This window comes from Oceanobacillus sp. FSL W8-0428, from assembly GCF_038004405.1.
Lineage (GTDB): Bacteria > Bacillota > Bacilli > Bacillales > Amphibacillaceae > Oceanobacillus > Oceanobacillus sojae.
The window spans coordinates 4536299-4561863 of the sequence record NZ_JBBORB010000001.1; the positions used below are offsets into that span (position 1 = coordinate 4536299).

Annotated in this window: 25 protein-coding genes and 1 pseudogene; 12 read left to right on the plus strand and 14 right to left on the minus strand. The window is 37.1% G+C overall.

The features are described from left to right. Positions 1 to 206: 206 nt before the first annotated feature. On the minus strand, positions 207 to 371 hold the full coding sequence (locus MKY30_RS21865; RefSeq protein ID WP_077601015.1) for an FbpB family small basic protein: 165 nt from the start codon (positions 369 to 371) through the stop codon (positions 207 to 209). Between the two features lie 111 nt (positions 372 to 482). Between MKY30_RS21865 and MKY30_RS21870 the strand changes: the two genes are divergently transcribed. The 3 genes and pseudogenes from MKY30_RS21870 to MKY30_RS21880 all read left to right on the plus strand — a co-directional run. Then, a complete protein-coding gene (locus MKY30_RS21870; protein WP_147211056.1) occupies positions 483 to 1640 on the plus strand; it encodes an aminotransferase A in 1158 nt (385 codons plus the stop codon). Between the two features lie 126 nt (positions 1641 to 1766). Further along, positions 1767 to 2291, plus strand: coding sequence for a signal peptidase I (gene lepB, locus MKY30_RS21875; RefSeq protein ID WP_281289854.1), 525 nt, complete (start codon positions 1767 to 1769; stop codon positions 2289 to 2291). A gap of 547 nt (positions 2292 to 2838) precedes the next feature. Then, positions 2839 to 2919 (plus strand): annotated as a pseudogene (locus tag MKY30_RS21880) (YjcZ family sporulation protein); the annotation flags it as partial. 78 nt (positions 2920 to 2997) lie between these two features. Here MKY30_RS21880 and MKY30_RS21885 read toward each other — a convergent pair. Continuing rightward, entirely contained in the window at positions 2998 to 4362 is a 1365-nt protein-coding gene (locus MKY30_RS21885) for a TrkH family potassium uptake protein (RefSeq protein WP_147211055.1), read from the minus strand. 359 nt (positions 4363 to 4721) lie between these two features. Continuing rightward, on the minus strand, positions 4722 to 5123 hold the full coding sequence (locus MKY30_RS21890) for a YwpF family protein (protein ID WP_147211054.1): 402 nt from the start codon (positions 5121 to 5123) through the stop codon (positions 4722 to 4724). Positions 5124 to 5402: 279 nt separating this feature from the next. Here MKY30_RS21890 and nfsA point away from each other — a divergent pair, with 279 nt between their 5' ends. The 8 genes from nfsA to MKY30_RS21930 all read left to right on the plus strand — a co-directional run bounded on the left by nfsA (position 5403) and on the right by MKY30_RS21930 (position 10682). Next, complete coding sequence (gene nfsA, locus MKY30_RS21895; protein ID WP_341085370.1) at positions 5403 to 6149, plus strand: oxygen-insensitive NADPH nitroreductase; 747 nt, start codon at positions 5403 to 5405, stop codon at positions 6147 to 6149. Positions 6150 to 6956: 807 nt separating this feature from the next. After that, positions 6957 to 7160, plus strand: coding sequence for a DUF1657 domain-containing protein (locus MKY30_RS21900; protein WP_147211051.1), 204 nt, complete (start codon positions 6957 to 6959; stop codon positions 7158 to 7160). Positions 7161 to 7245: 85 nt separating this feature from the next. Then, positions 7246 to 7689 (plus strand): hypothetical protein, encoded by a 444-nt coding sequence (locus MKY30_RS21905; protein WP_339282437.1) that lies wholly within the window; start codon positions 7246 to 7248, stop codon positions 7687 to 7689. Positions 7690 to 7752: 63 nt separating this feature from the next. Next, positions 7753 to 8232 carry a stage V sporulation protein AC gene (gene spoVAC / locus MKY30_RS21910; RefSeq protein WP_147211049.1) on the plus strand — a complete coding sequence of 160 codons (480 nt, stop codon included), beginning with the start codon at positions 7753 to 7755 and terminating at the stop codon, positions 8230 to 8232. After that, positions 8232 to 9248 carry a stage V sporulation protein AD gene (spoVAD, locus tag MKY30_RS21915; protein ID WP_186813667.1) on the plus strand — a complete coding sequence of 339 codons (1017 nt, stop codon included), beginning with the start codon at positions 8232 to 8234 and terminating at the stop codon, positions 9246 to 9248. The genes spoVAC and spoVAD overlap by 1 nt, the downstream gene beginning before the upstream one ends. Continuing rightward, positions 9245 to 9595: a stage V sporulation protein AE gene (gene spoVAE, locus MKY30_RS21920; RefSeq protein WP_147211047.1), complete on the plus strand. Its 351-nt coding sequence runs from the start codon at positions 9245 to 9247 to the stop codon at positions 9593 to 9595. The genes spoVAD and spoVAE overlap by 4 nt, the downstream gene beginning before the upstream one ends. An 11-nt stretch (positions 9596 to 9606) precedes the next feature. Further along, a complete protein-coding gene (locus MKY30_RS21925) occupies positions 9607 to 9810 on the plus strand; it encodes a DUF1657 domain-containing protein (RefSeq protein ID WP_147211046.1) in 204 nt (67 codons plus the stop codon). A gap of 14 nt (positions 9811 to 9824) precedes the next feature. After that, positions 9825 to 10682, plus strand: a complete 858-nt coding sequence (locus MKY30_RS21930) for a DUF421 domain-containing protein (protein ID WP_147211045.1) — start codon at positions 9825 to 9827, stop codon at positions 10680 to 10682. 81 nt (positions 10683 to 10763) lie between these two features. Here the strand turns inward: MKY30_RS21930 and MKY30_RS21935 are convergent, their stop codons facing one another. The 6 genes from MKY30_RS21935 to citZ form a co-directional block, all read right to left on the minus strand. Continuing rightward, the gene (locus MKY30_RS21935; protein ID WP_341085373.1) at positions 10764 to 11309 is read right to left on the minus strand and encodes a GNAT family N-acetyltransferase; all 546 of its coding nucleotides are present in this window, start codon (positions 11307 to 11309) and stop codon (positions 10764 to 10766) included. Between the two features lie 25 nt (positions 11310 to 11334). After that, complete coding sequence (locus MKY30_RS21940) at positions 11335 to 12315, minus strand: zinc-binding dehydrogenase (protein WP_341085374.1); 981 nt, start codon at positions 12313 to 12315, stop codon at positions 11335 to 11337. A 204-nt stretch (positions 12316 to 12519) separates the two neighbouring features. Further along, on the minus strand, positions 12520 to 13932 hold the full coding sequence (locus MKY30_RS21945) for a hypothetical protein (protein WP_341085671.1): 1413 nt from the start codon (positions 13930 to 13932) through the stop codon (positions 12520 to 12522). A gap of 209 nt (positions 13933 to 14141) precedes the next feature. After that, positions 14142 to 15080, minus strand: coding sequence for a malate dehydrogenase (gene mdh, locus MKY30_RS21950; RefSeq protein ID WP_147211042.1), 939 nt, complete (start codon positions 15078 to 15080; stop codon positions 14142 to 14144). Positions 15081 to 15228: 148 nt separating this feature from the next. Next, positions 15229 to 16503, minus strand: coding sequence for an NADP-dependent isocitrate dehydrogenase (gene icd, locus MKY30_RS21955; RefSeq protein ID WP_147211041.1), 1275 nt, complete (start codon positions 16501 to 16503; stop codon positions 15229 to 15231). A 61-nt stretch (positions 16504 to 16564) separates the two neighbouring features. Further along, positions 16565 to 17683 (minus strand): citrate synthase, encoded by a 1119-nt coding sequence (gene citZ / locus MKY30_RS21960; protein ID WP_147211040.1) that lies wholly within the window; start codon positions 17681 to 17683, stop codon positions 16565 to 16567. Between the two features lie 752 nt (positions 17684 to 18435). Between citZ and ytvI the strand changes: the two genes are divergently transcribed. Continuing rightward, a complete protein-coding gene (gene ytvI, locus MKY30_RS21965; protein WP_339282439.1) occupies positions 18436 to 19542 on the plus strand; it encodes a sporulation integral membrane protein YtvI in 1107 nt (368 codons plus the stop codon). A 4-nt stretch (positions 19543 to 19546) separates the two neighbouring features. Here ytvI and MKY30_RS21970 read toward each other — a convergent pair whose 3' ends face one another. The 5 genes from MKY30_RS21970 to accD form a co-directional block, all read right to left on the minus strand. After that, positions 19547 to 19942 carry an FxsA family protein gene (locus MKY30_RS21970; protein WP_341085376.1) on the minus strand — a complete coding sequence of 132 codons (396 nt, stop codon included), beginning with the start codon at positions 19940 to 19942 and terminating at the stop codon, positions 19547 to 19549. Positions 19943 to 20254: 312 nt separating this feature from the next. Beyond that, a complete protein-coding gene (gene pyk / locus MKY30_RS21975) occupies positions 20255 to 22015 on the minus strand; it encodes a pyruvate kinase (protein WP_147211037.1) in 1761 nt (586 codons plus the stop codon). Between the two features lie 43 nt (positions 22016 to 22058). Continuing rightward, positions 22059 to 23018 (minus strand): 6-phosphofructokinase, encoded by a 960-nt coding sequence (gene pfkA, locus MKY30_RS21980; protein ID WP_147211036.1) that lies wholly within the window; start codon positions 23016 to 23018, stop codon positions 22059 to 22061. 357 nt (positions 23019 to 23375) lie between these two features. Then, positions 23376 to 24332: an acetyl-CoA carboxylase carboxyl transferase subunit alpha gene (gene accA, locus MKY30_RS21985; protein ID WP_147211035.1), complete on the minus strand. Its 957-nt coding sequence runs from the start codon at positions 24330 to 24332 to the stop codon at positions 23376 to 23378. A gap of 6 nt (positions 24333 to 24338) precedes the next feature. Continuing rightward, the gene (gene accD, locus MKY30_RS21990; RefSeq protein WP_341085379.1) at positions 24339 to 25193 is read right to left on the minus strand and encodes an acetyl-CoA carboxylase, carboxyltransferase subunit beta; all 855 of its coding nucleotides are present in this window, start codon (positions 25191 to 25193) and stop codon (positions 24339 to 24341) included. Positions 25194 to 25565: the final 372 nt, after the last annotated feature.

A 25565-nucleotide genomic window follows, 5' to 3' on the forward strand; every position in this document is an offset into this window, starting at 1 on the left:
TACAAATGTGCTCGAAAAGAACAAGCCGTCTAATAAAATGATCTTCCCCAACAGAAACTATATCTTTAGATATTTCAGTAATACTTTTAACGAGGAATGTTTTCAAGGTCGGTTAATCTCTGGCTCCAGTCCCATGACAAAGACGAAATTCCTTTTTTCATCATATCCATCCTATAAAAGTAAAAACCGCTTTAGCAAGGATTTCCTTACTCAGCGGTTAATTCATCTTTATTCTTTTTATGAGCCAGTAAAAAAGCTTCTTGTTTCTTTTCTAATTTCTCTTCAATTTGTGATATACTTTTTTCATCGTTTAATAATTCTTGTCTGTTCATATCAACCAATTGTTCGAAATTAAGTGATCTTGGACGCATGTTGTATTCTCCTTTCTATACTTTTTATTATACCCGTATTCGTTCATATTAATCCAAATTATTTGAACATTTATTGAAATTTTTATATTTTTTTAAGTGAAGGTGATTTTGTTGAAGCATTTAATAAACAATAATGTTAAAAATATTGAAATATCTGGAATTCGTAAATTTTTTAATCTCGTATCTGGTGAAAAAGATGTCGTTTCTTTAACCATCGGCCAGCCGGATTTTCATACCCCTGATAATGTAAAAAAAGCAGGAATACAGGCTATTGAAAATAACTTTACAACATATACACCAAATCAAGGGATTCTGGAATTGCGGAAAGCAATACATTCCTATTATCAGACAAACTATGAACTGACTTATCAGCCGGAAACAGAAATTATTGTTACCTCTGGTGCATCTGAAGCAATTGATATTACTTTTCGAACCATTCTTACACCAGGTGACGAGGTAATTTTACCAAGTCCGATCTATCCAGGTTACGAGCCGCTTATCACATTGGCGAATGCCAAGCCGGTTCATGTTAATACAGCAGGTACAGAGTTTAAATTCACTCCTGAGACAATTGCAGATGCCATAACAGAAAAAACGAAATGTGTTGTACTTCCATCTCCGTCTAACCCGACCGGTGCGGCGTATTCAAAAGTTGAATTACAGGCTCTCGCTGAAGTACTTAAAGGAAAAGAAATATTTATTTTATCAGATGAAATTTATAGTGAAATTGTATTCGATTTTGACCATACTTCGATTGCTTCTATTTCCGATTTAAAAAACCAGACGATTGTTATCAATGGGGTATCCAAATCACATTCAATGACAGGCTTTCGCATAGGCTACACACTTGCTCCGGAGTGGTTATCCAAGCAGATGCTAAAGGTGCATCAATATAATGTGTCCTGCGCTTCCTCTATCAGTCAATATGCTGCATTAGAAGCCCTGACAACTTATCAGCAGCACACAGCCCATATAAAACAGATTTTTAAAGAGCGCAGAGATTATGTCTATGAACGTTTATTAAAGATGGGATTGGATGTTGAACGGCCACAAGGAGCCTTTTATATTTTCCCTAAAATGCAATTAAACAACATGAATTCATTTGATCTTGGTCTCTCTCTTGTACGTGATGCCAAACTGGCCCTTGTTCCAGGCAGCAGTTTCTCTACTCATGGAGAAGGCTATATGCGTTTAAGCTACGCGTATCATGAAACTATTTTAAAAGAAGGCTTAGACCGGTTAGAAGCATACTTATCCACAAAAAGGTAAAGCAATAACCTGAAAGCTGGAGAAGCTGCCCTCATACTTTGAGGGCTCTCTGATTCGCATGTTTGCGCCAGATTACTTAAACATGCTACGATAAGAGAAGATTATGGACTTTTTGGAGATGAGCATGTGGAAAATATCAATCATAAAAAAGAATGGATAGGCTGGTTCAAGGCAATTGTTATTACCATCATGCTTGCCCTTTTTCTCAGGACTTTTATTTTTGCCACTTCTATTGTAGAAGGAGAAAGCATGTATCCCACCCTTCAGGACGGAGAACGTGTGATTTTTAATAAGGTTGTTTATTCTATCCATGAACCCGGTCGTGGCGATATTGTAATTATTCATCAACCTCCCAAAAACTACGTAAAACGTGTGATTGGATTGCCCGGCGAAACGATAGAAATTGAAAATAGTCAGTTGTATATTAATGGTGAGGCTTATCAGCAGCATTTTCTAAGTGATGAAGTAATTGCACAAACCAATAATTTTGGCCCTATTGAAATTCCTGAAGACAATTATTTTGTAATGGGGGATAACCGGTTAATCAGTAAAGACAGCCGAAATGGACTCGGATTTATCCCGCGGGATGATATCATTGGTAAATCCGAATTAATTATCTACCCTTTCAGCGAATTTGGCTGGGTAGAGTAAAAGCAGAAAACTGACGTCCTCTTCTCTTCAGAGAAATGGAGGCAGCTTTCTGCTTTTCTTACTATCTTGGAATTTATAGAATCATTCCCTCGTAGATAACTATTCTTTATCCATAACACAAAAACCAATATTTAATACAAGAATTGCAAAACACACCACACCAAAAAGCATTTCCATCCTAAAGCACTCCCTTCACTTATGTACATACCATTATTTAATATACCTATTCTAATACCATCTTATCAATATCCTCACATAAAATAAAGAAAAAAATGTGATTGTATGTTTTTTTCAAAAAAGGCTATTATTTGGATAAATACTTCCCAGAACCAAAAGCGAAATTGTATTTTTTTTACTTAAAACGGAGCCGGCTCAAGCTTTTCTACACTGCAATTACCTAAATGTCAGCATTCAGGTTCCGAGAAAAACTAGGGCAAACGTCTATACACATTTTATCTATCTGCATACAGTAATACTGTAAGTTCAGGAGGTGAAAAGCATGGGCTATGGATATGGTGGTGGCTACGGTTACGGTGGCGGCTATGGCGGCGGCTACGCTGGCGGCTTTGCGTTGATTGTTGTTCTTTTCATTTTACTAATCATCGTAGGAGCTGCATTTTACTGCTAATCAAAAAATGGCTTGTGCTGAAGGCACAGGCCATTTATTTTATATGGTCAACAAATTTTTTCCTTTTCATAAGCTCCTTTAGCCAATAATAATTCTTTCTTTTGGATAATTAAATTTGGCAGGATCCTTTTTACGTTTAAATATCATTAGAAAGGTAAGAATACCTACCCGTCCAATAAACATTAATACCATTAATATAATTTTACTGGCTGCGGACAATTCATCTGTAATCCCCAGGGATAAGCCAACTGTTCCAAATGCAGAGGTCACTTCAAAAATAATCGCATCCAGGGAAACAGGTTCTAACAGGGTAAGTATAATAATAGATGAAAAAACAACCATAATTGCAAAAAAAGTTACAGTAACAGCTTTATTTAAATCGACTTCATAAATCTCTCTATGAAATATTTTAACGCTCCTTCCACCCCGAATAAACGTAAATAGAAAAATGAGTACCAGTGCAAAGGTTGTTGTCCTTATACCTCCCCCGGCACTGCTAGGTGAAGCCCCAATAAACATTAATGCAGACATAAATAAATGATTTGTATCTGATAATAGGTTCAGATCCATTGTTGCCAGCCCGCCACTTCTAGTTGTGACAGATTGAAACAAGGCATAAAAGAACGACTCATGCCAGCTGATATCTTTAAAAAAACCATGAATATCAAATAAATAAACCCCTAATGCCCCAACCAATATTATAGAAAAAAAAGTTGTCGTTGTAAGTTTCGTAAATAAACTAAAATGAAATTGGTTTTTTAATTTTCTTTTATGAAATAAATATTCCTTTACTTCAATAATTACTGGATAGCCGATGGCACCAAGGATAATTAGCACCATACACATAAATTGGACAAAATAATCAGATCGAAAAGGAATTAATGACTGCCCGGTAATATCAAAACCGCCATTAGAAACTGAGCTGATTACAAAGAAAAATCCATGTAATAATGCTTCGCCAGCCGAAGAATAATACTTCATAAAATAAATTCCTATGATAATGAAAAAAACAGCTTCTATTATCAGCAGTACAAAAACAATATTTTTAATTAATCTTACCATACCATCAAAATGGGTTTGATTCTGGTCAGTCATAATCATATTTCTTTCTCTGAAACCAATCCGCTTCCCTAACATAATCCAGAGCATTGTACCTATTGCCATAATCCCTACTGCCCCGAGTTGCATTATAAGAGCTAAAATAATAATCCCAGTCGTGCTTAATGAATCAGCAATAGAAATTGTACTTAATCCTGTTACGCTAATCGCACTGACAGCTGTAAATACAATATCAATTAACGGAATATCGATACCTGGCTGATGAGAAACAGGTAAAGATAACATTACCGTTGATAACGCTATCGCAGCAATATAATAAAACAACAACAGCTGGAAAGGTGTCCATTGGCGGATATTCTTATATTTACTACGTTTTTTTTGCATTGTTTTCCCTTCTTCTTCTCAAATAAAAACCTAAAAATGTATGTGCAAAAAGTCCGTTAAATAGGACCAAGAAGTTCAAGGCGCCGAGATTTTTTACAAACGAGCTTTCACTGGAGGTGGCGACTTCTGTGTTGTCCATAGAACGTGGACGGTCTTAGCAGAAGTTCCTCCATGCTTTTAAATACGTGAGTAACGCTTTTGGCGGGGCGAGTAATCGCAAGTCCCAGCCCCATTGGAAAACTCCCGTCAACCGACTTCCGCAGGATGCGGTGGCTTCTACGTTGCCCACACGACGTGGGCGTTCCTAGTAGAAGATCCTCTTATCCCGTGTCATTTTTATTGGACTTTTTGAACATCCTCTAATAAATTTCTTTAAATTTCTGGATTAAATTATCTCCCTCATATCCCTTCTCTATAAGTGTTGTTAAAAGCTGTTCCACATCTTTTTTTTGCTTATCGATTATTTTTCCCATCAGCATTACGTTCATTTGATTACCTATTTCATGCATCTCCGTCAATTTTGTTATAAATGAAGCGGGTTCATTCGTATCTTTTGTAATCGTCGCTTGGACCATCAGCTCTTCATTCTGCTTATCTTTAAAATACTCCCAATAAGAATGGTTGATAAACCCTTCGATTAACCATGTATCATAGTCATCTTCACGATTAATAATCAGCCCGTCGATCAGGTTTACTTCCGTTCCTTCTAATCCTTTATCATAATCTAAAATCACTAATTTACGCAGTTTAAATGTTTTCATACAATTCACTCCCCAGTATGAATCCTAATAATTTTACAACACTTCTCTTTGACAGTCCATCTCATTTTAATGTGAGGGCTTATGCTGCCCTTATAATAACACAGTTTTTATATTTGTTTCATGTAACAAAAATAATATTCTTTTCTGCAGCATATATGGAAGCAAGATTATTGGAATCAAAGGTAGTCCCATGATACACTTACTAGCAAATATTGTTTTTTTACAGGTTAGAAAATTTTAAAATTCATTTTTACAATATAGACGAAGGAGAGCAACTACATGAATCAAATCATTGAAACAATAATGAATCACCGATCTATTCGAAAATTTGCAGATAAACCTTTAAATAATGTTCAAATAAAAACAATTGTAGAATCTGCACAACGCGCATCGACTTCCAGTAATGTAATGGCGTATAGTATTATCGGCGTGTCAGACCTCGCGATAAAAGAAAAACTCTATGCAGTTTCCGGACATGCTCATGCGAAGAATAATGGTCATTTGCTGATTTTTTGTGCTGATTTGCACCGAATTAATCAATTAGAAGGAATTGAACATACAGGGACTTTTCAAAATAATATTGAAAGCACGGAACAATTTATAGTTGGCACAATTGATGCTGCTTTAGCTGCCCAAAATGCTGCCATTGCTGCAGAATCTTTAGGGTTAGGTATTTGCTACTTAGGAAGCCTGCGTAATGATATTCAGGCTTTTAACGATATTCTTCAATTACCGGCTCATGTTGTCCCGTTGTTTGGGATGGCAATCGGCTATCCAAAAGAAATACCGGATATCAAGCTGCGCCTCCCTCTTGCCGCAATCTATCACGAAAATCAATATATTCCTTTTGAAAAACAAAAGCACTTTATTCAGGAATATGATCTAACTATGAAAGATTATTATGAAACACGAAATTCCAATAACAAACAGGAAACATGGACAGAGCAAATCCGCCAAAAATATGAAAAACCAACTCGGATGGATGTAGGTCCATTTGTAAACGCAAAAGATTTAAACAAACACTAGAAACTGAATATATCCTTGGAGAAATTAATAAATCCCTCCATCTTATATCAAAAAACGACAGATAGCTGAACTGCACCTCCAATTGTTAATACATTTTACATTTGGAGTGAGGTTCAATAAACTGTCGTTTTTTATACATCAAAATTCAATTTTTCTTCAAACGTAAAAACTTTATTTTCCCCATCCAATTGATAATAAACTTGAAAATAAATGATATTAATCCAAAAAATCAACATCTTCTATCTCGAATGCAGGCTGATAATAAATATAATTACTGTCTAAAGTTCGATAAACATATCCGCCCGATAACCGATGTACACCCTTATATGCAGATATGGAAACTAATGGTGTCTGGTGACGGATAGTTATATCCTCTTTTCCAATATACTGAAGAGAAGATTCCATATGAATATGTAATAAAAATAAATCATCAAGAGGAATTGTCTCTGTCCAATCAATGTTGTCAAAAAAACCATAGGATTATTACTGCTGTTATGATGGTAAAAGCCGATATACTTCCCCAAATCGTAAAACGTTTCATAGCTAATCCCTCCTGCACTGCCACTTTTCTATTTAATGCTCTTATCTTTTTTTATTCAAAAATTTTTTCCATTATTATCAAATAAAAAATACTTAAACAGCAGCTAACCTTTTTAACTTTATTTACCTCTACTTATCCGTTTTCTTATTTCTTTACTAATCCTTGACTCCGTGTATATAGGCAGGTTTTTGGAAATTGTTTACAAGCATAAATAATGGCTTTTTTATCAAAATAATAAGTGCAAGATATGAAAAGGAGTGAAGGTAATGACAGTAGGTACGCAAGTTCAACAAACTATTTCAGGTTTAAAAAGTGCACAGGCAAGCCTTGAGCAGTTTGCACTTCAAACAGATAATAAACAGGCCAAGCAGCTGTATAAAAATGCAGCACAACAAACACAAGGTATTTTAGATCAATTAGAACCAAGAATACAACAAGTAATGCAGGAAGAGCCTCAGTACAAACAGTAATAAGATATGTTAGACAGTACAGTAAAACCGGGGACTATTCATACAGTCCCCTCTACATATCAGATAAAGAACAGGATGTGAGTATATGAATTCCAGAAAAATTACACTGTTGTTACTCTTTATTATTTTTTTAGCCGGTTGTAATCATAATGAATCTTCTTATTCCGATAATCCCAATATAACGCATTTATCCACGAGTTCTAATCAAGAAGCTGCTGTCCAGGCAAAAGAATTATTTACGGATAGAGAGGATATTGAAGCTGTTCATGCAGTAAATACAAAAGACACACTGCTGGTCACTATTGAAATCCCTCATCATGAGCGATTTTCACTGGAAGAAAAAAGTAAAACTTATCAAAAAGAACTGGAACGGGCTTTTCCCGATTTCACCATAGAATTGTCAACCGACAAAAAGATAATCATTGAAACAGCGGAGCTCGAGGAAAAAATAGTAAAAAATAATTTAATTGAAGACGAAATAAAGAAACAGATGGAGAAAATAATCCATTTATCCAAGGAACAGACTTAATAGGAGTGAATGCTTCAGCAGCCCTCCGTTTGTTTCATATAAACCCGAAAAGGAGTGTCTTAAATGGGAGATAAAAAGAAACAAAAATTACAGCCAAACCAACAGCAATATCAAGCTTTCCAACAAAAACGTGAAATAAAACGGCCCATCTTTAAAAATTGTATTAAGGCTTTCCTTATAGGCGGTTTAATCTGTCTTATCGGACAGCTTATTTCTACCTTTTATATTTATCAATTTAATTTCACAGAAAAAACCGCCGGGAATCCAACCGTTGCCACATTAATTTTTATCACGATGCTGTTAACCGGTTTCGGTGTTTATGATCGTATTGCACAATTTGCAGGAGCTGGTTCTGCAGTTCCTGTAACAGGATTTGGAAACGCCGTTATCTCTTCAGCAATTGAGTACCGATCAGAAGGATTTATTCTCGGTGTAGGCAGCAACATGCTCAAACTAGCCGGACCTGTCATTGTTTACGGTGTGTTTTCTGCATTTATCGTAGCCCTCATTAAAACGATTCTCACGCAATGGGGGGGATTTTAATGCTACAAGGACACCAATCCTGGATTTTTGAAAATCGTCCATCTATTCTATCTACAGGAACTGTCGGCGGGCCTTTTGAAGCAAAAGGAAAAATTCCAGAAGCATTTGATATTCTTCATGAGGATATGTGGATTAATCAGGATTCCTGGGAGAAAGCTCAGCAAAAAATGTTGGAAGAAGCAATACAGACTACTTTGAAAAAAGGCCGTATTGAAAAGGAAAAAGTGGAATTTTTAATTGCCGGTGATTTAATTAACCAAATGACCCCGACCAGTTTTGCCGCAAGTACAAGCAGCATCCCTTTTTTAGGGACCTTCAGCGCTTGTGCCACCTCTATGGAAAGCCTGGCACTCGCTGCTTCTATTATTAATGCTAAGGGGGCAAATTATATTCTTTGCGCAGCTTCCAGTCATAACGCAGCGACAGAAAAGCAGTTTCGTTACCCGACAGAATATGGCGGACAGAAGCCTCCTACCTCTCAATGGACAGTTACCGGGGCAGGATGTGCGCTTGTTACTCAAAATGGGGCCGGACCCTCTATAACATCTGCCACAATTGGAAAGGTAGCTGATATGGGAATGACTGATCCATTTAATATGGGCGGAGCTATGGCTATTGCTGCCGCTGATACGATTGAAGCTCACTTTCGAGATATGCAAATTGATCCATCTTATTACGATTTGATAATAACTGGTGACCTTGGTCATGTTGGAAGGGAAGTTTCTCTGGATTTATTACACGACCGTAATATCCCGATTGATGCAGAAAAATATGTTGATTGCGGCATCGCTATATATCGTGAGGATCAGCCGGTACTTGCCGGGGGAAGCGGGGCAGCTTGTTCAGCCATTGTGACCTATGGGCACTTTCTTCAAGAAGTAATGAAAGGAAATTTAAAAAGAATTCTTGTCGCAGCAACCGGATCTCTTCACTCTACACTAAGTATTCAGCAAAAAGACCCCATCCCATGTATTGCACACGCTGTGTCAATCGAAGCAAGAGGTGAACACATATGATTTTTTTCTGGGCATTTGTTGTAGGAGGTCTTATCTGCGTTATCGGGCAAATTATGTTTGATGTATTTAAGTTATCTCCTGCACACACATTATCGATTTTGGTTATTGCCGGGGCTGTTTTGGATGGAATTGGCTGGTATGAACCGCTTATTGATTTTGCCGGAGCAGGAGCAACAGTACCAATCACAAGCTTCGGGAACTCTTTAGTCCACGGAGCAATGCAGGAAGCGGAAAAGCACGGGTTAATTGGTGTGGTAACAGGAATGTTTGAGGTAACAAGTGCAGGTATTTCTGCTGCGATTATATTCGGTGTCATCGGTGCTATTATTTTTAAACCAAAAGGATAGGGAGATGCTTTATGACAGTAGGATCACAAGTAAAAACATGTTATGCTACCTTAAAATCCATTGAAGCTGGATTAGATCTTTTACATGCCTCAACAACAGAACAAGATTTAAAAACAACTATAGACGAGACTTCTCAGTTAATTAAGATTGCACGTCAGGATATACATCAGCAAATTATTCATATTGACAAACAAGAACCGCAATATAAATCCTAAAGGGAGGGAAAAGCATGCCTGAATGGATATCTATTATTATTCGGTCCATTATTTTAATCACAGTCTTATTTTTCTTTGTAAAATGGCTGGGTGCAAAGCAATTATCTCAGCTCAATATATTTGAAACCATTTCTGGAATTGTACTCGGAGGAATCGCCGCCTTCCATACTGTTGATCCATACAATAGCTTTTATTATGCATTATTAGCCATGTTTGTCTGGTTTATTGCTGCATTCACAATTGAAAAGTTATCCTTGAAAAGCAAGCGTATACGGGACTTCACAGATGGAAAAAGTACTGTTTTTATTCAAAATGGGAAGGTGATGGAGGAAAATTTAAAAAAAGAAGGCTATTCTACCGATGACCTGTTAGAAAAGCTCAGGAATAACGATCAATTCCTTGTTTCCGATGTAGAATTTGCTGTTTTAGAGCCGACTGGAGAATTAAATGTTCTGCCAAAACGGGAAAATCGGCCAATAACCTTAAAAGACTTAAATATCGCTCCAGCACCTGACAAAGAACCGCAAACCGTTATTGCAGACGGTAATATACTGCTGGAGCCTCTGGCTAATGCTTCTTTAAATCCAACCTGGCTTGAAGCTGAATTAGAGAAACAAAACGTCACAATAGATAACGTTTTTCTCGGTCAAGTTGATCATCAGGGACAGCTTTTCCTTGATCTGTATGATGATCATATTGCCGTGCCTGAACCTGCACAGTCTGCTCTTTTATTAGCCAGTATGAAAAAATGTCAGGCAGATCTAGAACTGTTTGCTTTAGCTACAGATAACCCTCAAGCCAAGGAATTATACGACCGGAACCAAAAACGGCTTCAGGAAGCAATAAGACGAATAGAGCCTTATTTAAAATAATAGGAGCCCAATATTAAATAAGCAACAAAAATAGGCAGTGAGACTTTTTCAGCTATATGAAAGCCTCCTGCCTTTATTGTTTTATCTTTGCTCCCATTCCTCTTTTAAAAATGAATAAATACAGGTATCCTGAGAATACTCCGGCAGATTAATATAACTTCTTAACAATCCTTCTTTTTGAAATCCAAGCTTGTCTAATAACTGATTAGATGCCTTGTTTTCAGGATAGGTAATGGCGCCGACTCTTTTTAAATTCAATTGCTGAAAGCTATATTCCAGTATTTTTTTAACAGCCTCACTTGTATATCCCATTCTCCAAAAATCAGGATGCATATCAAAACCAATTTCAGCCCGTTTATTCCATATCTGCAAATTATTTAATCCGATAGTGCCTGATAACTCTTCCGTATCTTTCGGTACTATCCCCCAACGAACAGCTCTATTTTCCTGAATATGTTTTTGGAAGGAATCAATCATTTTTTCGGCTTGTTCTATTTTTTGAAATGGCTCTATTCCATAATAGCGGGTAACTTCTTCCTTAGAAAAAATCTCAAATATCTTCTGTTTATGCTCCTGATTGATTTCGATTAAGCGCAGCCGCTCCGTCTCCATACTTGAAAATTCCATAGGCCTGCCTTCTTTCTTATTGGATTTAAGAAATACGAATAATTACCTTTCCAAATTGCTTTCCTCCGTCTAAATAGCTGAGTGCATCTAAACTTTGATCGAGAGAAAAAACACGATCGACCACCGGATGTAATTGGTATTGTTCAGCATGCTCAAGAGCAGCAATCAATTCTTCTCTGCAGCCCATCGTGGATCCAATAAGCTTGTACTGCCCATAAAAGAAAGAACGCAGATCAAACTCCACAATATCGTCCGTAGTTGCACCGAACGTTACAAATCTTCCTCCCTTCTTCAAAATAGTTAAAGAACGGCTAAAGGTTGCTTTTCCGTTACTATCAATAACCATATCGATTGTTTCATTCCCCAGTCTTTCCTTCCAGTCATCAGCTGTATCAATAACAACATCTGCTCCAAGTTTTACAGCCTTTTCTCTTTTCTCAGCACTTCTTGATGTTGAAATAACCCGCGCACCAATATTTTTTGCAAATGCAATTAGATAAGTTGCCACCCCTCCGCCTGCTCCAGGAATAAAAACAGTCTCTCCTTTTTGAAGCTGACCTTTTGTAAACATCGCCCGATAGCCTGTCAAGGCAGCCAATGGGAAGGCCGCTGCTTCTTCCCAGCTCATAAAGGATGGCTTGGGCTCTACCTGATCTTCGGAAATAACAATTTTTTCAGCAAACGTTCCATGATTCGGCATCCCTAAAATATCAAATTCTACCGGTGGAGCTTCATTATTTTTTACCCAGCGTAATGCAGGATTAATAATTACTTCATCTCCAACCTTTACATCTGTAACGTTTCTGCCTACTTTTTCAACAATTCCGGCCCCATCTGAACCAAGTATCAGAGCCTTGTCTGTTCCCTTTCTGCGATTAGGGATACCTAAATCTCGCCGGTTAAGGCCTGCTGCCTTCAGGCTAATAACTACTTCTGATCCCCCAGGCTCCTGCAATTCCATTTCTTTCATTTGTAAACTGCCGTTTTCATGTACAAGCGCTCTCATCAATTTAACCCCTCTCCATTATTCATATAATATTGTGATAGTTCTGCTGGTTTTGGAATATTATTTTTTCACAAAGAGATAATATTCAGCCTATATATTCATTTTAAAATACTAATGATTCTTTTACCCAATTATAAGCTCACGAATTTATTATGTACAAGAGCTCTCTTTATAATAAAAAAGAAAGCTCTTTATCTTAAAAGCCTAAAATATAAAAACAGCTGCAATTGTTGCAATAACTAAACCAATAACTACTGGAAAGAAATTTTTCCTCACTAATTCAATTGCAGAGGCACCACAGAATCCTGCTACAGCAATAAGAGATGACCAAGCGATTAGTGCACCTCCGCCTGACCAAATTGCCCCAAGCTGACCAATTGCAGCTAATGTACTTGCATCTATAGAAGAAGATTGTAATGATGCAGCCAAAGCTCCTGTTAAAGGTAAGCCAGAAAAACCAGATCCATCTAAACCAGTGATAATACCAACTAACAATAAACTAAAAGCAACAAAGACCGTACTTTCTGGAAGAAAAGACTGGATAGAGGTAATAATTTCAAATAAAAAAGATGGCGCTTCTTCTACAAGCAGGATATCCTTGGAAAACTCAGCACTTCCTAAAAAGAAAAATCCGGCAATAGGAATGACTGGTCCCATTGCTCTAAAAGCAAAGACAAACCCATTCGTAATGTGATTACCAACATAATCCAATGCATTTCGTTTTCCGAATACACCTGTAGCGAGTAATAATAAAATAACCGCTACTCCTCCTACAAGAGCAGCACCTTCTCCGCCTATTAAATCACTGGATCCAAAAAATTTATTATAGAGCATATACCCAACTACGGCCAGTAAAACAACAGGCACCAGCCAAGCAAAAATACGGCTCCATTTGATCAGATGCTTTGAAGCTGCTTTATGCCCGGAAGAATCATAGTCTTGAATTTGTTCTGCTTCTACCTGATTTCTCGGGTCTTCTTTTGAACGGATAGATTTCCGATAAAATAAATAGGCTAATACAGAAGCAATTACTCCAGTAATAAGAGATAGAACCAAAGACCGGTCTGCAACTACTGAAGTTTCTACACCGGCAGCTTTCGCGGATAACGCCGGAGCTACCTGAACAATATAATCAGAGGACAGCGCCATCCCTTGGCCTGCAATGGTAATTGCAACTGCAGCTGTAATAGCGGGAAGCCCGGACCTTATTGCCGCAGGAACAAGTAAAGCGCAAATAAGCGGCACGGCTGGTGTTGGCCAGAAAAATAAGGAGATACAATACGTAACAATAATCAAAACAAAATAAGAAAGGTGTCCATTAGTCATGACCTTTTGAATCGGCTGAATCATAAGCACATCTGCCCGTAAATCCTTTAGTGCGTTTAACAATGCAAGCATAAAAGTAATAATCAAAAAGATGCTGAAAAGCTCTTGAGCAGCAACTAAATTAGCGTAAAAAATAGCCATAAACCCACTGACTATGCTTCCCTTATAGACACACGCAATAACAAACGTTCCCAGCAAGCTTGGAAGGACAATCCCTCTCCGAAAAATCATTGTCACCAAAATAAGCAAAGTGAAAAATCCATACAGTAAATGCGGGATAGTTAAACCCATCTTATTCATATCCTCTCCTTCAATGTGTACAATAGCCTATGCAGCAATGAAGACAGAGGGTACAAAAATAATAGAAATAGATGTAAGGGCTGTTTTATCATAGTAAAGAACAGAAAATCATGCCTAATAAAGTTTCGTTGTATAATATCTTACTTACTAAGGAAAAAACGCAGTGGTTTTGGAATTTACCACTGCGTTTTAACTGAAATTTATTCTAGAATATCTATAACTTTTTTTACTGAGTCTGCAGATTTATCTAATTGTATTTTCTCTTCATCTGTTAAATCCAGCTCGATAATTTCTTCCATTCCTTTTCCACCGAGAACAGTAGGAACTCCCAGATAAATCTCCTGATATCCATATTCTCCTTCTAAGTAAGCAATGGATGGCAAAATACGCCGCTGATCCTTGAGAATTGCCTCTGCCATCACTGCTAACGATGCAGCAGGTGCGTAATAAGCACTTCCGTTTCCTAAGAGATTTACAATCTCCCCTCCGCCAGTCCGGGTTCGCTGTACAATTTCTTCCAGCCGTTCTGGAGAAATAAGTTTTTCAAGCGGGATCCCTCCAGCATAGGAATAACGGGTAAGCGGCACCATATCATCACCGTGTCCACCAAGAACAAACCCGGTTATATCTTTTACAGAAATATTTAATTCCTCTGCAACAAAAGCTCTAAAACGAGCTGTGTCCAGCACACCTGATTGTCCTATTACACGTTCTCTAGGAAAGCCCGATGCTTTATAAACTGTATATGTCATTGCATCAACAGGATTAGTCAGAACAACAATAATTGCATTCGGGGAATACTTCACAATTTCTTTTGTAACCGACTTCATTATTTTTGCGTTTGTATTTACTAAATCATCCCGGCTCATTCCTGGCTTACGTGCAATTCCGGCAGTAATAATTACTAAGTCAGAATCTTTTGTATCGGCATAATCCGACGTTCCAGTTACTCTCGCATCAAAACCTTGAACCGGAGCTGCTTCCGCCATATCCAATGCTCTTCCCTTTGTTGGGTTCTCCATATCCGGGATATCAACGAGAACAACATCTCCTAATTCCTTTTGGGCAACCATTAATGCAGTAGTTGCTCCTGTAAAGCCAGAACCGATAACGGAAATCTTTTTACGTACAGAAACCATCAAACTACCTCCTACTATTTGTTCCTTTATTTGAAGAAAATGTTTGCAGCAAATGATAATTTATATCGTTGCTGCAAACATTTTCTCAAGATTAACAGAATTAATTACTCTGTTTCAATATTTTTTTTAGAATAGAAAGCTGGCTTTTTTATGCTTCCATATTTTTAATAAGTTCATCAGCAAACTCAGAGCATTTCACTTCTGTTGCACCATCCATAAGACGGGCAAAGTCATAAGTCACCACTTTAGAACCAATTGTTTTATCCATTGATTTTGTAATTAAGTCAGCTGCTTCTCTCCATTCTAAATGCTCAAGCATTAATACAGCAGAAAGAATAACAGAAGACGGGTTAACTTTATCTAATCCTGCATATTTCGGAGCAGTACCGTGAGTTGCTTCGAAAATAGCATGTCCAGTATCATAGTTAATGTTTGCTCCCGGAGCAATACCAATACCGCCCACCTGTGCAGCAAGTGCATCCGAAATGTAATCACCATTCAGGTTCATTGTTGCTACTACGTCAAACTCTTTTGGACGAGTAAGAATTTGTTGTAAGAAGATATCTGCAATAGAATCTTTTACAAGGATTTTACCTGCTGCTAATGCATCATCCTGAGCTTTGTTTGCTGCATCTTTACCTTCCGCCTCAACAATACGGTCGTATTCAGCCCAAGTAAATACTTTATCACCAAATTCTTGTTCAGCAACTTCGTAACCCCAGTTTTTGAAGGCTCCTTCAGTAAATTTCATAATGTTACCTTTATGTACTAAAGTAACACTTTTGCGGCCTTCACTTAATGCATAATCAATAGCAGCACGAACAATACGTTTTGTACCTTCTTCAGATACCGGTTTAACACCAATGCCTGATGTTTCAGGGAAGCGAACATTTTTAACGCCCATTTCATTTTTTAAGAAGTTAAGAACCTTCTTAACCTCGTCAGTGCCTTCCTGCCATTCAATACCAGCATAGATATCTTCTGTATTTTCACGGAAGATAACCATATCAACATCTTCCGGACGTTTTACTGGAGATGGAACACCTTCAAAATAACGTACAGGACGCAGGCAGGTAAATAAATCTAATTCTTGACGTAAAGCTACGTTCAGAGAGCGAATACCGCCACCTATTGGTGTAGTTAATGGGCCCTTGATAGCAATCTTATATTCATTAATTTTATCAAGCGTATCCTTTGGTAACCATTCACCTGTCTTATCAAAAGCTTTTTGACCAGCATATACTTCTAACCAATCAATAGATTTTTCACCATTATAAGCTTTCTCTACAGATGCTTCGATAACACGGCGGGCAGCAGCCCAAATATCCGGGCCAGTCCCATCTCCTTCAATAAATGGGATTACTGGTTTATTTGGTACATTCATTTCGCCGTTTTCTACTACAATTTTTTCACCTTGTGTCATAGATAAAAACCTCCTATTAATGATTCCTATTACATTCTACTACATTTTAAAGATATTATCATTATCCTCTATCTTCAATAGCAACATAATCCTGTAAATCCGGTCCGTTATATTCAGCACGCGGGCGGATTAAGCGGTTGTCAGCATATTGCTCTAAAATATGCGCTATCCAGCCGGAAGTTCTGCTGACAGCAAATATCGGTGTAAATAAATCCTCATCAATTCCTAAGCTGTGGTAAACAGAAGCGCTGTAAAAATCAACATTTGCAGGAAGACCTTTATGCTCTTTTACATAGTCCTCAATTTTGATAGACATGTTATACCATTTTTCCTGCCCGGTACGTTTCGTCAATTGCTTAGACATTTCTTTTAAGAATTTAGCCCTTGGATCACCATTACGGTATACACGGTGCCCCATTCCCATAATTTTTTCTTTGTTTTCCAGTTTTTCTTTAATATAAGGGATAGCATTTTCTTCTTCACCAATTTCAAGAAGCATCTTCATTACATTTTCATTTGCACCGCCATGTAACGGTCCTTTTAAAGCTCCAATGGCTGCTACAAGTCCGGAATAAATATCGGAAAGTGTTGCTACACAAACCCTAGCTGTAAAAGTAGATGCGTTTAATTCATGGTCAGCATGAAGAACAAGTGCTTTATTAATTGCTTCTACTTCAATGTCCTCCGGATCTTTTCCATTCAGCATAAATAAGAAGTTTGCTGCATAGCTTAAGCCTTCTTTTGGCTGAACTGGATCTTTTCCATCACGAATTCTGGCAAATGCAGCTACGATAGAAGCAATTTTTGCCTGAATACGAATTGCTTTTCTCTTATTTGCTGCTTCATCCATATCGTCTGCTTCTTCGTCATAAATTCCTAATAATGAAACCGCTGTCCGTAGAGCTGCCATCGGATGAACACTTTTTAAATCATATGAACGCAAATGATTAATAATTGCGTCTGAAACGGTCATATTCTTTGCTAAATCAGCTTTTAGCGCATCTAGTTCTGATTTCGTTGGAAGCTTTTGATTCCAAAGTAAATAAATAATTTCTTCAAAGCTGGAATTTTCAGCTAAGTCATCAATTTTATAACCAACATAGGATAATTGATCATCAATGATCGAACTGATTGCTGATTGTGTTGCGACAATATTTTCTAATCCTTTTGTTGTTGACATATTACCCTCTCCCTTTCCAGTTAATCAGAGTATTACATATTTCTACATTAAATAAATAATACAAGGGTGACAAACTAAATTTTGGCTGTTTAAAGCTATGTAGGAATAAATTTAAGCAAATATTATTACATTCGCTTAGTATCAATCAGGTGATGGAACTCGCGTTTCGTGGACGATTAAACGTGGAACCAAAATCTTTTGAAAGTTACGAATCAAATAATTTATTATTCTACTTTTTAAACAAACTCAGAAAAACTTTATCTTTATTTGTACCCTGATTTGATTAAAGCAATCCTTTTTGCCTGCCCATCTATCATTATAAATGATAATAAGCAGAATGTGAATTGAAACCGTTTAAATTTTGTAAAATAACTGCTAACGGACTCTGTAATTGATTTTCTCATTATTTGCGTTAAATAAGCCCGGTTTATTAAGGGTGATTTCTTGAGTACGGTTTTTTACTTCTCTACGATGTGTTTAATTTTTTCTTTTAACTTTGTATGATAATCATTCCGTCTGAACCCGCCGTGTATTTTGAGATAAAAATCCGGTATCTTAATGACACATTCCAAACAGTCGTATTAGTATTTAAAATACCTTTGGAACAAGTTTCCTATACTTTTTTTGATGGAGCAATATTCTCCGCAAAACGAGTAATCCCAGCCCCAAATGCTAAATCAAACTCTTAACACTTCTACTTTGCTATCTAAAATCATAGATTACAATAAGGTCGTTTATTTGGGGGAAATATAATGCAATCAAAAATCGTTGGACAACTTATCCGCAGTCTTATTATCATTATCATTTTATTCGGCAGTATTTTTCTTCTTTATATGCTTTTCCCTTATATATATCCTATTCTGATAGCATTTTTACTGTCACTTCTCTTTCAGCCCTTCATCAGATTTTTTGCAGAAAAGTTAAAAATGCCGAGATTACTTGCTTTAGTCAGCACGTTTATTCTTTTTTTCAGCTTGTTCACTTTCGTTTTGTTCTTTTTAGTAAGTGAGGTCTACCAAGGTATTCTTTACTTATCGGACAGGCTGCCAGCTTATTTTCACCATATGATGGAACAGTTTCAACAACTGTTAGATACCCAAATATTACCTTTATATGATCAATTGCTTTCTCTTTTAACTACTTTACATGTTGATTATCGTTTGGAGGTCTATGAGTATATAAATTCCTTTACGGAATCTGTTACTGCAGCCTCAACCCGGTTCTTTCAAATGCTGTTACAGCAGTCGGCAAATTTTCTTATGATGCTGCCAAATTCCTTTACTGTTTTTATTTTTATTATATTGGCTACTCTTATGATCAGCTATGATTTTCATAACATCCAAAATAAGTTTCGCGAAATTATACCTTCCAATTGGTATGCTCTTCATAAAAAAATAGCCTCTCATTTAAAAGAAGCTGTAATTGGCTATTTTAAAGCACAACTCATATTGGTCTGTATTTCTGCAGTTATTTTATGGGTTGGGCTTTCCGTTCTCGGTGTAGAGCATGCATTTACGATTGTTTTATTTGCTGCGATTGCCGATTTTATCCCTTATTTAGGAATTGGAATTATTATTATACCCTGGATTCTTTTCAGCTTTTTAACCTTTAATTATCCTTTAACAATCGGTTTATCTGTTCTTTATGGCCTTATTATTATCATCAGGCAATTGATAGAGCCTAAAATTGTGGCAACTTCTATTGGTATTTCGCCTTTAATGATGCTCATAGGGATGTTTTTAGGTATCCAATGGCTTGGAGTCTTTGGATTTATCCTTGCTCCTGTGATTTTAGTAGTTATACTCGCCATCAAAAAATCAGGCGTATTCCAGCAATTATTTCTTTATATTAAGGGATAATTTATCACCATCGGCGGTAAATTATTGTGTTTCTGCCTACAAACTGCATTGCTATTTTCTTTAGTTGCTTTTTAAATTGATTTCTTGTCCAGGGTATCAGTAACAATAAACCAACTATATCTAAAACAAAACCAGGGATAATAAGCAAAAATGCTCCAAGCATCGTTGCCAGTCCATCGAGAATTTCATCGGTTGGTGGTGTACCTCTCTGTATTTGCAGCTGCGCACGTCTAAAAACTTCCATTCCCTGATACCTGGCTAGGAAAATACCCAATATAGCTGTTCCGATAATTAATCCAACTACCCATAAAACACCAATAAGCTGGCTTAACCAAAGAAACACACCAATCTCTACTGCCAGGATAATTATAAATGCCAGAAGAAGGTATTTATTTCTCATTTTCAACACCCTTTCTACTTTGATACGGTATTTTCACCCATTCCCAGAATATATATCCTAAATATATAAAAATAGAAATACCTATATTATCTATCCATTGAATTGTATCATTGAAAATGAGTTGTTTCACAGTAATAAAAATGAAACAAAGAATTGGCAATCCGATATTCTTTTTGAACATATTACCTTCCCTTCGTAAATACGTCTCTTCACTAAAATCAATAAATAAGCCAGCTTTTATTTTATCATGTTCCCATACAGACTTAAAAATAAAACCCCCGAATCGGGGGTTTAACTTATTTTTTATATTTTTTATAGTACGCCTGCATGGCCGGCATATACCTGTCCACGGCTGCTGTCTACAGTAATATCTTGACCGTCTTCTAATACTTCAAAAACATTCTCTACGCCGACAATAACTGGTATTCCTATACTAACACCAACTACTGCCGCATGAGAAGTCAGACCGCCTTCTTCTGTAATAATTGCAGAAGCTTTCTCAATTGCCGGCATCATTTCTTTTTCAGTGGCATGGGTTACAAGAATATCACCCTCATTCATACGGGTTAATGCTTCTTCATTATTTTTAGCGAAGACAACATGCCCATATGCTTTACTTCTGCCGATACCTTGTCCTTTTGCAACAACATCTCCAATAACATGGACTTTCATTAGATTTGTTGTGCCCTTTTCTCCAGCAGGTACTCCTGCAACAACAAGCACTGTATCTCCGCGTTTGCATACTTCCGCTTCAAGCCCCCGTTTTACTGCTACTTCTAACATTTCGTCTGTAGATTTTGTCGGTGTGCCCATAACTGCATGGACGCCCCATACTAGCGAAAGCTGACGATTTACTATTTCATCCACTGTTACAGCAATAATCGTTGCTTTAGGACGGTATTTTGAAACCATACGGGATGTTGACCCGCTTTCTGTCGGTGTGATAATCGTACCGATATTTAAGTTATATGCTGTATGAGAAACTGATTGTGTAATAGCTTCTCTGATTTCCATATCAACATTTTTAGAACGCTCTTCTAAAATAGCTTTATGATCTAATGCAGATTCTGCTTTTAACGCAATATTACTCATGGTTTGTACAGATTCTACCGGATAATTACCAGCAGCTGTTTCACCGGAAAGCATGATTGCATCTGTACCATCAAATATTGCATTGGCAACATCGGAAGCCTCTGCACGAGTCGGACGAGGATTCCGCTGCATAGAATCTAACATTTGAGTTGCTGTAATAACTGGCTTTCCGGCTGTATTACATTTTTTAATAAGTTCTTTCTGTACTAGAGGTACATCTTCTGCAGGTATTTCCACGCCAAGGTCTCCACGTGCAACCATTAGACCATCACTAACTTCCAGGATGCTGTTAATATTATCTACACCCTCCTGGTTTTCAATTTTAGGGATAATTTTAATATGATCTGCATTATGCTGCTCTAATACTTCTTTAATTTCTAATACATCTGAAGGACGGCGGACAAAAGATGCTGCAATAAAGTCTACTCCTTGCTCTACCCCAAAGATAATATCATTCGTATCCTTTTCTGTAATTCCAGGAAGATTGACGGATACATTTGGAACGTTAACTCCTTTTTTATTTTTAATTTCTCCAGAGTTTAACGCAACAGTTATAATTTCTCCATTATCCTGGTTAATCCCTGTTACTTCTAATTCAATAAGTCCATCATCCAGCAGAATTTTTGAGCCTTCATGAACATCGTTGATTAACCCATCATACGTAATGGAGAATCGTTCAGAAGTACCTTCTACTTCCTTCATTGAAATAATCACTTCTTCACCTTGAACAAGATCCGCTCTTCCTTCTTTAAAGTTCCCTGTACGAATTTCAGGTCCTTTTGTATCAAGAAGAATAGCTACTGTTTTATTTTTCTTAGCTGCTGCTTCACGAATATTATTGATTCTGGCACCATGCTCATCAAAATCCCCATGCGAGAAGTTTAATCTGGCAACATTCATTCCTGCATCAATAAGTTGCTCCAATTTTTCTATTGATTCCGATGCCGGACCAATTGTACAAACGATTTTTGTGTTTCTCATTTTATTTCCTCCTTAAAATTCAACCAAAATCTATCTTTGTATGTTAGATAGAAAGTTCTTTAGATAGCTGGAACATTTCATTATTAATATGATGCTTCATTTTCAAGATATCATTAATATCATTATCCACGATTTGGTTGTTTCTAATTCCAACCATACGTCCGCCTTTATTATTTAGCAGCAGCTCTACAGCTGCAGCACCAAGCCGGCTTGCCAGCACTCTATCCTGGCCAGTCGGTGAACCGCCTCTTTGAATGTGTCCTAATACAGTTACCCTTGTTTCCAAATCGGTAGCCTCTTCAATTTTCTTTCCAACGTCAAATCCGCTGCCGACACCTTCTGCAAGCAGGATAATACTATGCTTTTTCCCACGCTTATGTCCACGGTTTAATCGATCAACGATTTGAGAGAATTCATCCTTCTGTTCCGGGATAAGGATACTTTCTGCACCAACTGATAACCCGGCCCAAAGCGCTAAATCTCCTGCATCGCGTCCCATTACTTCTATGACATATGTACGCTCATGAGAAGTAGCAGTATCACGAACCTTATCCACGGCATCTATAATTGTGTTAAGAGATGTGTCAAAACCAATTGTAAAATCAGTTCCTGCAATATCATTATCAATTGTTCCCGGTACACCGATACAAGGAACACCTTTTTCTGTCAGCTTCTGTGCTCCTTTAAAACTGCCATCACCGCCAATTACAATTAAACCTTCAATGCCGGCTTTCTTCATTTGTTCAACCGCTCTTAGCTGTCCTTCATCCGTTTTAAACTTCTCACTTCTTGCTGAGAATAGAATTGTTCCTCCACGATGAATAATATCGCCGACAGAGCCAAGATGCATCTCTTCAAAGTTACCATCCATTAAACCTTGGTAGCCGTTTTTGACACCAATTACTTCCATCTCATGATAGATTGCTTTTCTCACAGTTGCTCTGATAGCAGCATTCATACCAGGAGCGTCTCCTCCACTAGTCAAAACACCAATTTTTTTCATTTATTTATTCACCTCATTGTTAAAATATCGCCATGTTCAGCTTATTTTTAAGCATTTGCGAAATATTGGAATCATCACTCCTGCTGTTTGGGAAATACAGGCAACTGTTATCAGACAGTTATACTAATTTGTCGAATTCCCTTTTCTACAATTTTAAAACACCTGAACACGCTTCTTAATATAAATAAAAGATAAAGAATATCGTTAGACATAGTAATTATAAATCAAATTAAATCAATAATCGATTATTGATTTCTTATCTTTCATCCACTACTCTATCTATTTTACATGATTCTTTCATTATAATCCAAATTAAAATAAAGGCTGATATTCATTCTCAGCCTTTATAAACGATACTTACACCGTTTGAAATGAACCTATCTTTTTATATTTTTGCCATCTTTCTTCTACAATATCCTCAGATGACAATTCTTTTAACTCTTTTAATGACTTTTCAAGTACTTGATCGATAAATACAGCTTGTTCGTCAATATCCCGATGTGCTCCACCTTTTGGTTCTGGTATCACTTCATCAATGACGCCCAATTTTTTCAAATCTGGAGCTGTAATCTGCATCGATTCAGCGGCCCGCTGCGCTTCTCCTGCATCCTTCCACAGTATTGCGGCAGCTCCTTCTGGAGATATTACGGAATATGTAGAATTTTCCAGCATGTGAACATGATTTCCTACACCGATTCCTAATGCACCACCGCTACCGCCTTCACCAATTACAACACACACAATAGGGACGGTTAAACCAGCCATTTCCATTAAGTTTTTGGCGATGGCTTCGCTTTGTCCTCTTTCTTCGGCTGCTTTGCCTGGATATGCCCCTTTTGTATCAATGAAAGTGATAATTGGACGGTTGAATTTTTCAGCCTGCTTCATATGACGCAATGCTTTTCTATAACCTTCAGGATGCGGCATTCCAAAATTACGTTTAATATTTTCTTTCGTATCTTTTCCACGTTGATGACCAATTATAGTTACCGGTTGATTTTTATAATAAGCAATACCGGAAACAATTGCTTCATCTTCACCAAATAAACGATCACCATGAAACTCAATAAAATCTTCAAACAGTCTTTCTACATAATCTAATGTAGTAGGACGATCTGGATGTCTTGCCATCTGCACCCGGTTCCAGGGCTTTAAATTGCCATAGATATCTTCTTCCAGCTTCGCTAAGCGCTCTTCCAGTGTTCTAATTTCATCCTTCAAATCAATTTCACTGTTTTCTGTGAATGCTTTTAGTTCTTTAATCTTTTCTTTTAAATTTACAATGGGTTTTTCAAATTCCATTATTGGCGCCACTTATGATTACCTCCCATCTGCATGCATGGAAAGAATTTTTCCAAGCGTTTTTTTCATGTCATGACGGTGAATAACCTTATCTATCTGCCCATGCTCTAATTGAAATTCAGCTGTCTGAAAATCGTTTGGTAATTTTTCACGAATAGTCTGCTCGATAATTCTTCGACCAGCAAAACCTATTAGTGCCCCCGGTTCGGCAAAATTATAGTCTCCAATAGATGCAAAACTTGCGGATACACCGCCGGTGGTTGGATGGGTCATAACAGAAATCATTAAATTTCCGCTGTCTCTGAACCGCTTAACAGCAAATGATGTTTTCGCCATTTGCATTAAACTTAAGAGCCCCTCCTGCATACGGGCACCGCCGGATGCTGTAAATATAATAAACGGGATAGATTCTTCTCTGGCTTCCTCAATTGCTCTGGTTATTTTTTCTCCGATTGCGGAGCCCATACTCCCCATACGAAAATGTGAATCCATAACTGCAAATGCGGTCTGTTTACCTTCAATCGCCCCTGTGCCAGTAATAATAGCTTCGTTCAAGCCTGTTTTCTCACGGTCTTTCTTAATCTTCTCCTCGTAATCAGGGAAATTTAATGGATTTGCAGATGTTAAACTAGCATCCCATTCTTCAAATGTCCCTTCATCGAATAAGTTTTCAATTCTTGTCCATGCTGTCATCGGATGATGATATCCGCAGTTGGGACAAACATATAAAGATTTAACTATTTCTTTTCGATAATAGATTTGTTTACAATTATCACATTTCTGCATTAAACCCTCTGGAACATCAACTTTCGCCTTCTCGCTCGGGATTGATGCATACTTCTTACGCTTGCCGAAAAAATCTTTAAGTGGCAAGTTTATCCCCCCTTTTTCTACTACTAGATTATCTGAGCATATATAAACAGGCTGTGTATATTATCTAGTATTCAAATAGAGCTTTCAATAAGAGCTGTTTCCTATTTTACTATTGTAAACTATTTTGCCGAGTTATAATAGTTATTCCATAAAATGAAAGTATTTTTAGTTTTAGAATCCCAACAAATAGATTACCACCTGATGCCAAGTCGTGCAATCACGTTTTTCTTATTAAACATAATTTTTTCTCAAATGTAAGGTAAATTATGCTGTTTAACGAACGGCTAAAACGCCTTCTCCCACTGGAATTAACTTAAGATTTAAAAATAAAATAAATGCGTATGAAGAGGATATTCAAAAAAAAATGAAATA

Bases quoted from the DNA above. Each gene is read 5' to 3' on its own strand.
- MKY30_RS21865 (WP_077601015.1), bottom strand. From the start codon at position 371: ATGCGTCCAAGATCACTTAATTTCGAACAATTGGTTGATATGAACAGA.
- MKY30_RS21885 (WP_147211055.1), bottom strand. From the start codon at position 4,362: ATGCAAAAAAAACGTAGTAAATATAAGAATATCCGCCAATGGACACCT.
- MKY30_RS21890 (WP_147211054.1), bottom strand. From the start codon at position 5,123: ATGAAAACATTTAAACTGCGTAAATTAGTGATTTTAGATTATGATAAA.
- nfsA (WP_341085370.1), top strand. From the start codon at position 5,403: ATGAATCAAATCATTGAAACAATAATGAATCACCGATCTATTCGAAAA.
- MKY30_RS21900 (WP_147211051.1), top strand. From the start codon at position 6,957: ATGACAGTAGGTACGCAAGTTCAACAAACTATTTCAGGTTTAAAAAGT.
- MKY30_RS21905 (WP_339282437.1), top strand. From the start codon at position 7,246: ATGAATTCCAGAAAAATTACACTGTTGTTACTCTTTATTATTTTTTTA.
- spoVAC (WP_147211049.1), top strand. From the start codon at position 7,753: ATGGGAGATAAAAAGAAACAAAAATTACAGCCAAACCAACAGCAATAT.
- spoVAD (WP_186813667.1), top strand. From the start codon at position 8,232: ATGCTACAAGGACACCAATCCTGGATTTTTGAAAATCGTCCATCTATT.
- spoVAE (WP_147211047.1), top strand. From the start codon at position 9,245: ATGATTTTTTTCTGGGCATTTGTTGTAGGAGGTCTTATCTGCGTTATC.
- MKY30_RS21925 (WP_147211046.1), top strand. From the start codon at position 9,607: ATGACAGTAGGATCACAAGTAAAAACATGTTATGCTACCTTAAAATCC.
- MKY30_RS21930 (WP_147211045.1), top strand. From the start codon at position 9,825: ATGCCTGAATGGATATCTATTATTATTCGGTCCATTATTTTAATCACA.
- MKY30_RS21935 (WP_341085373.1), bottom strand. From the start codon at position 11,309: ATGGAATTTTCAAGTATGGAGACGGAGCGGCTGCGCTTAATCGAAATC.
- MKY30_RS21940 (WP_341085374.1), bottom strand. From the start codon at position 12,315: ATGAGAGCGCTTGTACATGAAAACGGCAGTTTACAAATGAAAGAAATG.
- MKY30_RS21945 (WP_341085671.1), bottom strand. From the start codon at position 13,932: ATGGGTTTAACTATCCCGCATTTACTGTATGGATTTTTCACTTTGCTT.
- mdh (WP_147211042.1), bottom strand. From the start codon at position 15,080: ATGGTTTCTGTACGTAAAAAGATTTCCGTTATCGGTTCTGGCTTTACA.
- icd (WP_147211041.1), bottom strand. From the start codon at position 16,503: ATGACACAAGGTGAAAAAATTGTAGTAGAAAACGGCGAAATGAATGTA.
- citZ (WP_147211040.1), bottom strand. From the start codon at position 17,683: ATGTCAACAACAAAAGGATTAGAAAATATTGTCGCAACACAATCAGCA.
- ytvI (WP_339282439.1), top strand. From the start codon at position 18,436: ATGCAATCAAAAATCGTTGGACAACTTATCCGCAGTCTTATTATCATT.
- MKY30_RS21970 (WP_341085376.1), bottom strand. From the start codon at position 19,942: ATGAGAAATAAATACCTTCTTCTGGCATTTATAATTATCCTGGCAGTA.
- pyk (WP_147211037.1), bottom strand. From the start codon at position 22,015: ATGAGAAACACAAAAATCGTTTGTACAATTGGTCCGGCATCGGAATCA.
- pfkA (WP_147211036.1), bottom strand. From the start codon at position 23,018: ATGAAAAAAATTGGTGTTTTGACTAGTGGAGGAGACGCTCCTGGTATG.